The sequence below is a fragment of the Symbiobacterium sp. genome (assembly GCF_040797425.1).
Classification (GTDB): Bacteria; Bacillota; Sulfobacillia; order Symbiobacteriales; family Symbiobacteriaceae; genus Symbiobacterium.
In genome coordinates this window covers 1-14,181 of the sequence record NZ_JBFNEH010000028.1, presented here as the reverse complement: position 1 = coordinate 14,181, position 14,181 = coordinate 1, and the positions used below count along the sequence as shown (strand labels likewise).

General features: G+C 68.4%; 11 protein-coding genes. All 11 read left to right on the top strand.

The genetic code is table 11. The features are described 5' to 3' along the window. The first annotated feature begins 154 nt into the window (after positions 1-154). The 11 genes from rapZ to glmS all read left to right on the top strand — a co-directional run bounded on the left by rapZ (position 155) and on the right by glmS (position 13,263). Entirely contained in the window at positions 155-1,075 is a 921-nt protein-coding gene (rapZ, locus tag AB2385_RS10115) for an RNase adapter RapZ (RefSeq protein ID WP_367654858.1), read from the top strand. Next, complete coding sequence (yvcK, locus tag AB2385_RS10110; RefSeq protein WP_367654857.1) at positions 1,072-2,445, top strand: uridine diphosphate-N-acetylglucosamine-binding protein YvcK; 1,374 nt, start codon at positions 1,072-1,074, stop codon at positions 2,443-2,445. Before rapZ ends, yvcK begins: the two co-directional genes overlap by 4 nt. Then, complete coding sequence (locus tag AB2385_RS10105; protein ID WP_367654856.1) at positions 2,446-3,735, top strand: class II aldolase/adducin family protein; 1,290 nt, start codon at positions 2,446-2,448, stop codon at positions 3,733-3,735. It abuts the gene before it with no gap. A 3-nt stretch (positions 3,736-3,738) separates the two neighbouring features. Continuing rightward, positions 3,739-4,683: a DNA-binding protein WhiA gene (gene whiA, locus AB2385_RS10100; protein ID WP_367654855.1), complete on the top strand. Its 945-nt coding sequence runs from the start codon at positions 3,739-3,741 to the stop codon at positions 4,681-4,683. A gap of 135 nt (positions 4,684-4,818) precedes the next feature. Beyond that, entirely contained in the window at positions 4,819-5,814 is a 996-nt protein-coding gene (locus AB2385_RS10095) for a polyprenyl synthetase family protein (protein WP_367654854.1), read from the top strand. A gap of 37 nt (positions 5,815-5,851) precedes the next feature. Then, a complete protein-coding gene (locus AB2385_RS10090) occupies positions 5,852-6,499 on the top strand; it encodes a redox-sensing transcriptional repressor Rex (RefSeq protein WP_367654853.1) in 648 nt (215 codons plus the stop codon). Between the two features lie 126 nt (positions 6,500-6,625). After that, positions 6,626-7,492 (top strand): diadenylate cyclase CdaA, encoded by an 867-nt coding sequence (cdaA, locus tag AB2385_RS10085; RefSeq protein WP_367654852.1) that lies wholly within the window; start codon positions 6,626-6,628, stop codon positions 7,490-7,492. Continuing rightward, positions 7,489-8,769, top strand: coding sequence for a YbbR-like domain-containing protein (locus tag AB2385_RS10080; RefSeq protein WP_367654851.1), 1,281 nt, complete (start codon positions 7,489-7,491; stop codon positions 8,767-8,769). The genes cdaA and AB2385_RS10080 overlap by 4 nt, the downstream gene beginning before the upstream one ends. Before the next feature lie 15 nt (positions 8,770-8,784). After that, entirely contained in the window at positions 8,785-10,128 is a 1,344-nt protein-coding gene (gene glmM, locus AB2385_RS10075) for a phosphoglucosamine mutase (protein ID WP_367654850.1), read from the top strand. Positions 10,129-10,168: 40 nt separating this feature from the next. Further along, positions 10,169-11,011, top strand: a complete 843-nt coding sequence (locus AB2385_RS10070) for a GerMN domain-containing protein (protein WP_367654849.1) — start codon at positions 10,169-10,171, stop codon at positions 11,009-11,011. A gap of 422 nt (positions 11,012-11,433) precedes the next feature. Then, the gene (gene glmS, locus AB2385_RS10065; protein ID WP_367654848.1) at positions 11,434-13,263 is read left to right on the top strand and encodes a glutamine--fructose-6-phosphate transaminase (isomerizing); all 1,830 of its coding nucleotides are present in this window, start codon (positions 11,434-11,436) and stop codon (positions 13,261-13,263) included. The last annotated feature ends 918 nt before the right edge of the window (positions 13,264-14,181 follow it).

Here is a 14,181-nt window from a genome sequence, read left to right as displayed (position 1 = left end):
TCGTGTGAGACCGCCGCAACGGCCCCGGCGCCGCGCACCGAGATCGTCGCCCCGCTGGCGGCGCGGGGGAGGTTCAGGAAGCGCACCCGCGCAACAGGAGAAGCGCACCGCGGGGGCGAAAACCTGGGGCGGTGAAAGGCTAGGGGGTGAGGGTGTGGATCACTCCATTCGACTGGTGATTGTGACTGGAATGTCCGGAGCAGGAAAGACCCAGGCCCTGAAATTCCTGGAGGACCTCGGGTTCTTCTGCGTTGACAACCTGCCCCCGTCGCTCATGCCAAAGCTCGCCGAGCTGTTCGACCAGACGGAAGGCAAGGTGAACCGGCTCGCCCTGGGTCTCGACATCCGGGGCGGCAGGTTCTTCAAGGAGATCATCGGCGCCCTGCGGCAAACCGAGCAGATCGGCGTGGCCTACCAGATTCTGTTCATGGATGCCTCCGACGAGGTGCTGGTGCGCCGCTACAAGGAGAGCCGGCACCGCCACCCGCTGGCGGAGCAGGGCCGGCTGCTGGAGGCCATCCGCAAGGAGCGGAAGCTGCTGCAGGAACTGCGGGGCCTCGCCCGGCACATCATTGACACGTCGGCGATGAAACCGTCGGACCTGCGCCGGGAACTGCAGGATCTCTTCGGCCAGGAGGGGGAAGAGCCCGGGTTCCGCGTGAACGTGGTCTCCTTCGGCTTCAAGCACGGCGCGGTCATGGACGCCGACCTGGTGTTCGACGTGCGTTTCCTGCCGAATCCCCACTATGTGGAGAATCTGCGGCGGCTGACCGGCGAGGACGCCCCGGTTCAGGAATATGTGATGAAGTGGAACACCACGCAGGAGTTCTTCCGTCTGCTCACCGACCTGATCGGCTTCCTGCTGCCGCAGTACGTCAGCGAGGGCAAGAGCCAGCTGACGATCGCCATCGGCTGCACCGGGGGCCGGCACCGTTCGGTCTGCATCGCCCGCAAACTGGCCGACTGGATTCGCGACAAGGGCTACGCGGTGTCGGTGGAACACCGCGACATGCGGCTTCAGCCGGAGGCTCCGGCCGACGGGGATGGAGCGCAGACGGAAGGTGAACAGGCATGATGCGGATCTTGCGCTGGTTCGCGCCGGGGCTGGGCATCAAGCGGTGGCTGCTCGTCGCCGTGCTGGGCGTGGCCCTCGTGGCCGTGGGCCTGTCGCTCACCCTCCAGATCAACCTGTACGCCCTGGTGGGCCGTTGGCTCGTGGAGAACATCGGCGCCAGCGCCGCCGTGTTCAGAAAGGGGCCGATGTGGGTCGGGCTCTTCGTGCTGGCGCTGGGCGTCGCCCTCACCTGGTTCGGCGTGAGCCGGCTCGTGCATTCCGTGCTGGCCACGCTGACGGCCCGGGAGAAGGGCATGGCCGACGCGTTCTTCGAGCGGCGCCTGCTGCTCCGGGGGCCGCGCGTCACCGCCATCGGCGGCGGGACGGGTCTCTCCACCCTGCTCCGGGGCCTCAAGGAGTACACGGCCAACATCTCCGCCGTCGTGACGGTGGCCGACGACGGCGGGTCTTCCGGCCGGCTGCGCACGGAGTTCGGCATCCTGCCGCCGGGTGACATCCGCAACTGCCTCGTGGCGCTGGCCGACACCGAGCCGCTGATGGAGCGCCTCTTCCAGTATCGGTTCCAGGGCGGCGAGGGGCTCTCCGGCCACCCCTTCGGCAACCTCTTCATCCTCGCCATGTGCCAGACGACCGGCGACTTCTACCACGCCGTGCGGGCGGCCAGCGAGGTGCTGGCGGTGCGGGGGCGGGTGCTGCCATCGACCCTTGCGGACGTGATCCTGCGAGCGGAGCTGGCCGACGGCCGCGTGGTCTCGGGTGAGTCGTTCATCGGCAAGGCAGGCAGCCCCATCCGGCGGGTCTTCCTGGAGCGGGCGGACGGGGGCACCATCGCCCCGCTGGACGACGTTCTCACCGCCATCGCCGAGGCCGAGGTCATCGTGATGGGCCCCGGCAGCCTCTACACCTCCATCATCCCCAACCTGCTGGTGCCGGGTGTGGCCGACGCCATCCGGCGCTCACAGGCCCTCAAGATCTACGTGTGCAACGTCATGACCGAGCCGGGCGAGACCGACGGCTACGCCGTGTCGCACCACCTCCGGGCCCTGATCGACCACGGCGGTTACGGCCTGATCGACGTCTGCCTTGCGAACAACCGGCCGGTGCCGGCGAAGGTACGGGAACGCTATGCAGAGCAAGGGGCGGTTCCCGTGGTGATCGACCCGGCGGCCTACAGGCTCGGCGTCCAGGTGGTGGCCCGCGACCTGCTCACGGTGGAGGGCGACTACGTGCGCCACCATCCGGAGAAACTGGCTCAGGCGATCGGACAGCTGTTCTTGACCCGCCGGCCGCGCCAGGAGCGCACCCCGTGGGAGTTCTTCCTGTTTCGCCAGCGGCTGCGGGAACGGTCGATGGAGGAGGGGAGACGGTAGATGGCGGTCTACACCGCGGCGGGAGGCTGGCCGGGGACGGCCGAGGGGCGCATCGTCTGGGTGGGTGCGCCGGAGAGGCCGGAGCGGGCGCAGTGCGCCGACCGGCCGGCGGAGATCGGACGCCTGCGGGAGGCGCTGGCCCGCGGGCTGGCCGACCTGGAGACGTGGATCGAGCGGCAGCCCACCCTCGGGGGGAGGGTGGTGCTGCAACAGTGCCGCGAGGCCCTGCAGGACGCGGCCTTCACGCAACGGGTCACCATGCTGATCGACCAGCACGGCCTGGCCGCGCCGGCGGCCCTGGAGGAGGCGGCCGCACTCGTGGCGGGGGTGATGGCGCGCAGCGAGGAGCTGGCGGAGCGGGCGCAGGCCCTGCAGATGGTCGCCCGCTGGCTGGCCCGGCGGCTGGAGGGGACGGCGTACCCGGACGACGCGATCCTCGTGGCGCCGGAGTTCTCACCCCTGGAGGTGCTGGACCGCACCCGCCCGGCCGTGATGGCGGCCGGAGAGCCGCCGGTGGTGGGCGATGCCCCGCTGCTCTGGGGCGTCGCCGCGGTCTCCCCCGAGTGGGAGGGCCGCCGCGCCCGGGTGGACGGCCTGCTGCTCAGCGTCGCTGAGGAGGCGGAACCGGCGCTGCCCTACGAGGCCGAGCGGCGGAAGGTGATCGTCATCGCGCGCCGGATGCAGGCCGACGGTCTGGTGCGGCTGACCTCGGGCAACGTGTCCTGCCGGATTCCGGGCACGGACCTGCTGGCCATTACGCCCAGCGGCATGCCCTACGACCGCCTGGAACCGGCGGACATCTGCGTGCTCGACCTTGACGGCAACGTCGTGGACGCGCGACGCCGCCCCTCCACGGAGACCCCGCTGCACCGGCTGACCTACCGCCGGCGCCCCGACGTGGGCGGCATCGTGCACACCCACTCGCTTTACGCCTCGGCCTTCGCCTGCGTCGGCCGGGAACTGCCGGTGATCTCCACGGAACTGGCGGGCCTGGTGGGCAGCGCCGTGCGCTGCGCGCCGTACGCGCCGAGCGGCACCGAGGAGTTCGCGCAGACGGCCGTGGAAACCCTCGGCGACGAGGACGTGGCCGTGCTGTTCCAGAACCACGGCGTCATGGCCGTGGGGCCCACCCTTGACCGGGCCTATGCGGTGGCCGTCGGGGTGGAGGAGGCCGCGCAACTCTACTGCATCGCAAGCCATCTGGGCGAGCCGATTATCCTGCCCGAGGAGGAGCGACGCCGGCTGTTCCGATACATGCAGACCCGCTACGGGCAGCCCGGGGGGGCGTGAGCGTTGGCCGAAGAACAGTCCTTCTCCGCCGCCGTCAAGGCCGAGCTGGCACTGCCGGGCCCGGAGCTGCCCTGCTGCCAGCGGATGGAGCTGGCGGGGCTCGTGCGGGCCATCGGCCGGATTGAGCTGCACGGAGGGGGCCGCGTCGCGCTCACCCTCTCCACAGACTCGGGACCGGTGGCGCGGAAAGCGATCCGGCTCCTGCGCACGGTCTCGCAGGTGGAGTATAAGCTGGTGGTGATGCGCCGGCGCAAGCTGCGCAAGAACCTGGTCTACCGGGTCTTCATCCCGCCGCAGCCCGGCATCCGCGAGCTGCTGCGGATGGCGGGCTTCGTCACCCCGGAAGGCGAGCTCACCGAGTGGGCGGAGCCGCCCGAGCTCGCCAACGACCACTGCTGCCGGGCGTACCTGCGGGGGACGTTCCTGGGCACCGGATGGGTGGCGGCGCCGGAGAAGCAGCACCACCTGGAGCTGAGCACCAGCGCCACGGAGGCGGCCGACGCGCTGGGGCAGATGCTCTTCCGCTACGGGATCGCCGCGCGCATGGTGGCCCGCAGGGATGTGCTGGTTCTCTACGTGAAGGAGGCGGAGCAGATCGTCCGCTTCCTCGGCGTGATCGGCGCCCACCAGGCCCTCCTGCGCTACGAGCAGGTGCGGGTCCTCAAGGAGATGAAGAACCGGGTCAACCGGCAGGTCAACGCCGAACTGGCCAACGTGGCGAAGCAGGCCGACGCCGCGGCGCGGCAGGTGGAGGCCATCGAGCGGCTGAAGGCCGCCGGCGTCCTGGACAGCCTCTCCGCGCCCTTGCGGGAGCTGGCGGCCCTCCGGCTGGCCTATCCCGACGCGAGCCTGAAGGAGCTGGGTGAACTCTGCCGTCCGCCGGTCAGCAAATCGGGGGCGGCACACCGGATGCGCCAGCTCATGGCGCTTTCTGACGCCCTCCTGTGAACCGCAATACGTAGTCTATACAGCTTGCGAATGACCCTCGTCATGGTACAATAGGAATGATTCACAAGCTCGATGTTGCATGATGCCATGCTCCATCTGCTCAGCCAGCTTACCCTCTGAAAAGCAGGTGATCAGGTGAGTTTCCAACCGCTCGCCGACAATCTGAAGCCGCTGGACGTCTTCGCAACCATTGCCGACGATCTGCGCCGGGTGGAGACCGCCATTGAAGCGGCCCTGTCGACGCGCGAGAAGATGCTGGAAGAAGTTTCCATACATCTGCTCAGGGCAGGGGGCAAGCGCATCCGTCCGGCGCTGGTGATCCTCTCCAGCCGCTTCCCGGGCGTCAGCCTCGACAAGGTGATCGACGTGGCGGTTGCGGTGGAACTCATTCACATGGCCACGCTCGTGCACGACGACGTGGTGGACAACGCCACGCTGCGTCGGGGACGGCCCACGGTGAACGCCATCTGGGACAACCAGGTCTCCGTCCTGGTCGGCGACTACCTCTTCGCCAAGTCCTTCACCCTGCTTTCCGAGACGGGCAACAACCGGGTCGTGCGCCTCATGTCCGAGGTGGTGCGCGAGATGAGCCAGGGCGAGCTGGCGCAGATGGCCTCTTACTTTGATGTGGAGCAGACGGAGGAGGACTACTTCAAGCGCATTGCCCAGAAGACCGGGTACCTGATCGCAGAGGCGTGCCGCCTCGGGGCCGTGATGGCCGGCGCCGGCGAGGAGGAAGTTGACGCCGTCTACGAGTACGGCATGGGCATCGGCCTCAGCTTCCAGATCGCCGACGATCTGCTCGACTTCTTCGGCGATGAGAGCACGCTGGGCAAGCCCGTCTGTGGCGATCTGAAGATCGGCATCCTGACGCTGCCTGTCATTCACGCCCTGCACCACTCGCCCATGCGCGGCGAACTGCGGGAGATCATCGGCACGCGGTCGATCGGTGCGGCAGAGGTGGAGCGGGTGAAGGAGATCCTGGCGGCCTCCGGCTCGTTCGACTACGCCCGGGAGAAGGCGCGGGAGCACATCGACCGGGCCGTGCGGGCGCTGGAGCGGGTGCCCACGCTGACCACCCGGCCTGTGTTGAAGACCCTTGCCGATTTTGTTGTCAACCGGAAGTTCTGATATCCGGTTTTCATCCTGGTGATCAGGAGGCAACGGTATGCGACGGACCAATATTCCCGAGGCTGCGATCAGGCGTCTGCCGATCTACCTGCGCGTCGTCAGCGAGCTTGCGGCCGCCGACGTGCCCATCATCTCATCGGCTGAGCTGGCGGAGCGGACGGGACTTTCGCCGGAGCAGATTCGCAAGGACCTGGCCTACTTCGGGGCGTTCGGCACCCGGGGGGTGGGCTACGACACGTCCTTGCTCAGCCGCCGCATCGCCCGGATCCTGGGCCTGCACCGCGGGGTGAGGGCCGCACTGGTCGGCGTGGGTCACCTGGGGCACGCGCTCGCCCGCTACTCCATCTCACAGCACAAGGACATTCAGATCACCGCACTCTTCGATACCGACCCCGAGAAGATCGGCACCGACGTGATGGGCGTCCGGATCCAACCCGTGTCGCAGCTGGTGGAGACCTGCCGCCAGCAGGGCGTGAAGATCGGCATCCTCACCGTGCCGGCCTCCGCCGCACAGTCCACCGCGGAGTTAATGAAGCAGGGCGGCATCGAGGCCATTTTGAACTTCGCACCGGCCAAGCTGAAGCTGGATGGTGTGTTCATCCAGAACATCGACCTGACCATTGAGCTCCAGAGCCTCGCCTACTACACCTCCGCCAGCGAGGAAGATCCGGGCGAAGGGGAGTAAACTTGTCGCTGCGGCGTTCCCCTGAGGGGCGCCGCCGAACTTTTCTGGGCGCCGTTTCGTCCAATAGTCCGGTCGATTAAGCCATGCTATCATGGAGCGAGAAGCTGGGGCCTCTGCCACGAGGGGGTGGTCGCCGTAAACCTCGACCATATCGCCAACTTCATGGCAGCCGTTGGGATGCGCTCCCCCTGGGACTTTTTCCGTACCATTCTCGACATCTCCCTGGTGGCGTACATCTTTTACAAGCTGTTCTCCCTGATTCGCGGCACCAGGGCCGTGCCCCTCATCAACGGCGTGATCACGCTCGTGGTTGCGCTCCAGGTTGCTGAGTGGCTTCGCCTGTATACGATCCAGTTCATCCTGGAGAACGTCTTCATCGCGGCATCGGTGGCGCTGCCGATCATCTTCCAGCCCGAGCTGCGGCGCGCCCTGGAGCACCTCGGCCGGGGCCGCCTGATCAAGGCGAGCCTGCGATCCGACGAGGAACAGGACGCGGAGATGCGGCGCACCATCGACCAGGTGGTGCGCGCCGCGGAGATCCTGGGGCGCAACAAGACGGGCGCCCTGATTGTGCTTGCGCGGGAGACGGGCCTCAAGGAGTACATCGACTCCGGCATCAAGCTGGATGCCCTGGTCTCCGCCGAGCTTCTGGTCAATATCTTCGTGGAAAAGACCCCCCTCCACGACGGCGCTGCCATCATCCAGAACAACCGGGTGGCTGCGGCGGCCTGCTGGCTGCCCCTGGCCGAGTCCACCGTCCTCTCGCATGACCTGGGCACCCGCCACCGCTCGGGGGTCGGCATCACGGAGCAGACCGACTGCGTCGTGGTGATCGTCTCCGAGGAGACGGGCATCATCTCGGTGGCCTATCAGGGCGGGCTGACCCGAAATCTGGACGAGAAATCCCTGCGGGAGATACTGCTCAAGCTGATGGACCGCGGCAAGCGGCCAAGCAGCGTGCGGGGGCTTTTCGGCTGGGGGTCTTCGTCATGATCAAGCGGCTGCTCTCCCTCGTGAAACAGGACTTCTGGCTGAAGGCCCTGGCGGTGGTTGCCGCCGTCCTGCTCTGGGCGATGGTGGTACAGGATTACAATAAGGTGACCTCGGTCTCGTTCGACGTGCCGCTGGAGGTGATCTCGCACCCCGAGTGGGAGGTCTACGAGGGCAGGCTGGACCTGGAGACCGAGGTGGAGGTGCGGGTGACCGGGCCGAACCTCCTGGTCTCCTCGCTGACCGCCGACGACCTGCACGCGTGGGTCGACTACAGCACCGTGCAGCAGCCCGGCCGCGCCCAGGAGGTGCGGGTGCAGGTATCGGGCCCCGAGCGTTACCGGGGGCAGCTGGAGTACCGGGCCACCCCGCCCACCGTGACCGTGACGCTGGTGGAGAACCGCACCATCACGGTCCCGGTGATGGTCACCCCCGATTCCGGCATCGTCGCCGTGGGCGACCGGGAGTTCCGGTACACCGCCCGGCCCGTGCGCGAAACCATTTCCGTGTCGGGCCGGTCGGACTACCTGGGGCTGGTGCGCACGGCGGTGGTCTCCCTGCAGAGCTCTGACCTGGAGCCGCCCCTGGAAGACGGAAAGCTCACGCAGTCGAGCATGCGGCTGCAGAAGCCCGTCCGCCTGGTCGACGCGGTGATGCAGCCGGTGGAGAAGCTGGCAGAGCATTACGCGGACGTGGTGATCACGTGGGAGGAGCTGCCGCCGGGCAAGCGGGTGACGGTGCAGCCCCAGACCACCGGCGAGTTGCCCGCCGGGTTTGAGCTGGGCGGCCTCAGCGTCTCCCCCGAGACCGTCACCATCCGCTCGGCCAGCCTGGACGGCACCCTGCCCGCGGTCTCCACGGTGCTGACGGAGCCGGTGGACCTTACCGGCCAGACGCAGAGCTTCACCACGGTGGCCCGGCTGATCGCACCCGAAGGGACCAGCGTGGCGCAGACCTCGGTGGAGGTCACCGTTACGATCCGCGAGCTCACCGCGGAGAAGGTGTTCGGCGCCGTGCCCATCATGGTGCAGAACGCCCCCGAGGGCTTCGAGGTTGCCCTCAGCCATCCCACCGTCCAGGTGCGGCTGACGGGCCGCTATACGCTGATCCACCCGCTGGACGCGAGCGCCGTGGGCGCCTTCGTGGACGTGGGCGGGCTCGGGCCGGGCACCCACCGGCTGCCGGTGAAGGTGACGTACCCGCCCGAAATCGTCGAGTCGGCCATCGACCCGGCGGTGGTCGAAGTGACCATCTCTGCTCCTCCGGTAGAAACTGACTAGAAAGGGGCGGGCTGAATGCCCAGGATGTTCGGAACTGACGGTGTACGCGGTGTGGCCAACACTCCCGATCTCTCCCCCGAACTCGCCTTTGCGCTGGGCCGGGCGGCGGCCACCCTGGCCCGCAGGGACGCGGGCCAACGCCCGGTGGCGGTAATCGGCCGCGATACCCGGCGCTCCGGCCCCATGCTGGCCGCGGCGCTTTCCGCCGGCATCTGTTCCGCCGGCGGCGACGTGGTGGACCTGGGCGTGGTGACGACGCCCGGTGTCGCGTTCATCACGACGCACATGCAGGCCGACTTCGGCGTGATGATTTCGGCCTCGCACAATCCGGCTCCCGACAACGGCATCAAGTTCTTCTCCCGCGACGGGTACAAGTTGCCCGACGCCGTGGAGGACGAACTGGAGGCGCTGGTGCGCTCGACCACCGATACGATGCCCCGCCCGACGGGGGCGGATCTGGGCACCATCCGCACCAGCGAGGCTGAGGTTGCGGCTTACATCCAGCACCTCGTGGCCACCGGGAGCCCGCTCCGTGGGATGCGCGTGGTGGTGGACTGCGGCCATGGCGCCGCCTACCGTCTGGCCCCCGAGGTGCTGCGGCGGTTGGGTGCGGAGGTGATTCCGCTCAACACCGCGCCGGACGGCATCAACATCAACGACGGCTGCGGCTCCACCCACCCCGAGGCCCTGCAGCAGGCGGTGCTGGCGCACAAGGCGCACGCGGGCATCGCCCACGACGGCGACGCCGACCGCTGCATGGCCGTGGACGAGCGGGGCCAGCTGGTGGACGGCGACCAGATCATGTCCATCTGCGCGCTGGACCTGAAGCGGCGCGGCCTCCTGCCCGGCGATACCGTGGTGGCCACCGTGATGTCGAACATGGGCCTGGAACTCTTCCTCCGCGAACACGGCCTCCGCCTGCTGCGGACCAAGGTGGGCGACCGGTACGTGCTGGAGGAGATGCTGAAGGGCGGCTACACGCTGGGCGGCGAGCAGTCAGGCCACGTGATCTTCGGTGCGCTCGCCACCACCGGCGACGGCATCCTCACCGCCGTGCAGCTGCTCTCCGTGGTCGCCCGTGAGGGCCAGCCCCTCTCGGCGCTGGCGAACCAGTGGCAGCGCCTGCCCCAGTGGCTGGAGAACGTGCGGGTGAGTCGCAAGGAGGGCTGGGAGGAGAACCCGGCCATCCGGGCTGCCGTGGCGGAGGCCGAGGCGGCGCTGGCGGGCCGTGGCCGCGTGCTGGTGCGCGCCTCGGGCACCGAGCCGCTGATCCGGGTGATGCTGGAGGGGCCCGACATGGACCAGCTCCGCAGCCTGGCCGCGGCCATCGGGGAGGTGGTCCGCGCTGAACTCCGGTAAGGCGAGCAAGGCGAAACGACGTTCTGCGACGGGCGCCCGCGTGAAACGCGGCGCCCGCAGCCGCGCGCGCCGTTCGAATGGCGGCCGCCAGGCTCTGGCCAGCCCGCTCGCACCGGTGCTCCTGGGGGTACTCCTCCTCCTGGCGCTGGGCTACTGGGTGACGAAGGACGAGCAGGCCCCGGCGCCCGCCGCTGCGCCTGCGTCGGAGGCGGGCGTGGCGGGGGAGGCGTCGGCTGAGGCAGCCTCACCCGCACAGGCCGGTGAGGAAAGCGAGACCGCTTCCACCCAGTCGACTGGGGACCAGCAGCCCCTGCCGGTGGAAGCCGCGGCGGCCGGAACCGACGCTGCGGCCGAAGCCGGTGCATGGGCTGAGGCCTATGCGCAGGGATGGGCTCCCGCCGCCAGCCGGTCTGCCATCGACCGCTCCGGCGGCGCGGCGGAGACGACGTTCCTTACCGTGTACTACCTGGATGATCAGACCGGCGGCCTGACCCTGCAGCCGGTGCAGATCAAGGTGCCGGCCACCGCCACCCCGGTGGCGGACGCGCTGGAGCACCTGCTCCATCCGCCGCTGGAGGTGGGGTTCTACGGGGAGTTCCCGCCCGGCACCACCGCGGGTGCCCCCGACCTGGTGGGCGGCGTGGCGGTGGTGGAGCTTTCTCCCGAGGTGGAGGCGGTGCGCGGGGAAGCGGCTGACGCCGTGATGGCCAGCCTGGTCTACACGCTCACCGAAATCCCCGGGGTCGACGCGGTGCTGCTGCGAGTGGACGGGCGTCCGGCGGAGCTGGACGGCTTTGTCTGGTCTGAGCCCGTGAGCCGGGCTGACCTGGAGGCGTGGAACCTGTACCAGGTCGAACCGGTCATATTGTATGGCGGCGGGTAGAAAGGCCGGACGCCGGGCACGCCGGCACCCGGCGCGCACAGGTCTTCTGCCTGCTCCGTACATTTGGGGAAGAAGGGAGGGAGGAAGGCAGACACACCGACTTGCGGTTTGCAAAAGCGCATAGGGACACGTGCTATCCATGCAAGCGCCTGGACTTGCGGCCGGGTTGGCCGCAAGTTGACGAGGTGGGGGATCTCGGAGTATTCGGCGGGTGACCCCCGGTTGCTCACGACCGTAAACGGCTCTACAAAGGCCGGGAGCGATCCCGGAGACAAAGGGGCCAGGTGAGGCCGCGGACGGGCAGTGACCGTCCCGGGCATCCTGTTGTCTGTTGGCCGTGTCCAGACGGTGGCCTGCGGGGCGAGCCCCCGTGGGTTGGGCGGACACGGCCCTTTTTCGTCTGCTCAAGGAGGAAAAGCGCCATGTGTGGCATTGTTGGCTATGTCGGCGGGCGAGAGGCCCTGCCCATCTTGATCGACGGACTGAAGCGTCTGGAGTACCGGGGATACGATTCCGCAGGTGTGGCCGTCATCGCGGCGGGCGCGACCCGGGTGGTGAAACGGAAGGGGAGACTGAGCGAGGTGGAGGCCGCTCTGGGCGGGATCCCGGCCGGTGGCCACGTGGGCATCGGCCACACCCGCTGGGCGACCCACGGGCGGCCGTCGGACGAGAATGCCCACCCCCACACGGACGCGTCGGGCCGGTTCGCCGTGGTGCACAACGGCATCATCGAGAACTACGCCCAGCTGAAGGCGGATCTGCAGGGGCGGGGGTATGCGTTCCGCTCCGATACCGACACCGAGGTGATTCCCCACCTCATCGCCGCCCACTACGACGGCGACGTGGTGGCGGCGGTGCGCCGGGTGGTGCCGCTGCTGCGCGGGGCGTACGCCCTGGCGGTGGTCTGCCAGGACGAGCCCGGGAAGATCGTGGCCGTCAAGGTCGCCTCCCCCCTGGTGATCGGGCTCGGGGAGGGGGAGACCTTCCTGGCCTCGGACATCCCCGCCCTGCTGCCCTACACCCGGCGGGTGATCGTGATGGAGGAGGGGTGGCTGGCCGTGCTCACCCGGGAGAGCGTCACCATCACGACCGTGGCCGGGGAGCCGGTGGAGCCCCGGATCACCCACGTGGACTGGGATCCCGGCCAGGCCGAGCGGGGCGGCTATGCCCACTTCATGCTCAAGGAGATCCACGAGCAGCCACGCGCTTTGCGCGACACGCTCTCGGGCCGGCTGGACCCGGCGGAGGGCCGGGTGCTGCTCCCGGAACTGGGGCTGAATGCGGCCGACGTACAGCGGCTCAGCAAGGTGGCCGTGGTCGCCTGTGGCACGGCGGCGAACGCAGGGCTCGTGGGCAAGTACCTGATCGAGCGGCTGGCCCGCATTCCCGTCGAGTGGGACCTGGCTTCGGAGTACCGTTACCGGGAGCCCATGGTGGACGACCGCACGCTCTTCGTCGCGGTCTCGCAGTCCGGTGAAACCGCCGACACGCTGGCGGCGCTGCGGGAGGCCCGGAGCCGGGGTGCGCGCATCCTGGCGGTGACCAACGTGGTGGGCTCCACGGTGGCCCGCGAGGCGGACTGGGTGCTGTACACCTGGGCGGGACCCGAAATCGCGGTGGCTTCTACCAAGGCCTACACCACGCAGCTGGCTGTCCTCACCCTGCTGGCCATCTGGCTGGGGCAGCAGAATGGCCGCATCGACCCGGCCGAGGCGGCGGCGCTGGTCGAAGGCCTGCGTCGGCTGCCCGGGCAGATGGAGGAGGTGCTGGCCCTGGAGGAGGCGGTGAAGGCGGCCGCGCAGGAGCTGGCCCGGCACGAGCACGTCTTCTTCATCGGCCGGAACCTGGACTACGCGGTGGCCCTGGAGGGGCAGCTGAAGCTGAAGGAGATCAGCTACATCCACGCCGAGGCCTACGCGGCGGGCGAGCTGAAGCACGGCACGCTGGCCCTGATCACCGACGGGGTGCCGGTGGTGGCCCTGAACACGCAGTCGGCGCTGGTGGAGAAGACGGCGGCCAACATCCAAGAGACCCGGGCCCGCGGGGCCTTCGTACTGGGCCTGGCGCAGGAGGGCGACGAGGAGACAGCCCGGCACTGCGACCGGCTCTTCTCCCTGCCCCGTACGCACCGGTACCTCATGCCCGCCCTGGCGGCGGTGCCGCTGCAGCTGCTGGCGTACTACGCCGCGACCGCCCGCGGCACCGACGTCGACAAACCCCGGAACCTGGCCAAGAGCGTGACGGTGGAGTGAAGTGCGCGACAGGCGGCATCCCCTTTGTGGACGCCAAATAGTAACTGTCACCGTCCAATAGTTTCTGTCACCGCAAAATAGAATCTGTCACTTGTCACTAGTGTCCTGACCCTTGGCGCTCACGATTCCTATCGTTCACCCGTGACCACAAAGGCCCCATGCTTGCGGTCGACCCGGGCAGCAAGGGATGGGACAGGGCAATGGGTTAGAGCAGAGCAAAGCGACGGCGCTCCCCCTCCGATCGGGGACGAGCGCCGTCGCCTGTTTTGCTTGTCGGGGTCAGGGCCACCCCTTCACCCGTGTGGCCCCGAAAGACGCGTGCACCCGCCAAGTCGGGAGTCCGGCGACCTGCGCGCAGGGGCAGGCGGACTTCAGGTTGAGTTCCCGCTCGATCGGCCTCTCCGTCTCATGGCCATCTCGCGGTGCAGGCGATGCACTGTCTCATATGCTAGTCGGAGTCCAGTCCCATCTCCGTGTTGCCACTGCGTGGTACTTCACGAAGATGTTGTGGAGTTCCTTTGCGAGGCCATCTTGGGGTGCTAACCCTGCGTCCGGTCGAACAACATACCCAGGGCCATGATACCGCCGACGAGCCCCCACAAGCCGAGTAGCCATCCCACCGCAACCAGGCGGATTCGGGCGTCGGGATAGAAGACCGGAAGGACGGGATGCGGAAACGAATCGCCCAGGAGCGAGAGCGCAACCATGGACGCGGCAAACAGGGGCCGATGACTAGCCACAGCAAACCCTAGAGGCGGCCGAGCGATCCGCAGGAGCTGCCGGGGAGCAGCAACTCGAATCAGACGGCTCCGGGGTGCTCGTAGAGCAACCAGAACCACTGTTACGGCCGGTTGTAAAATCCTCCACTAGCTCAAGTTTCGCGTGAATAACCCGGACTTCGTGCAATGGAAACCCATT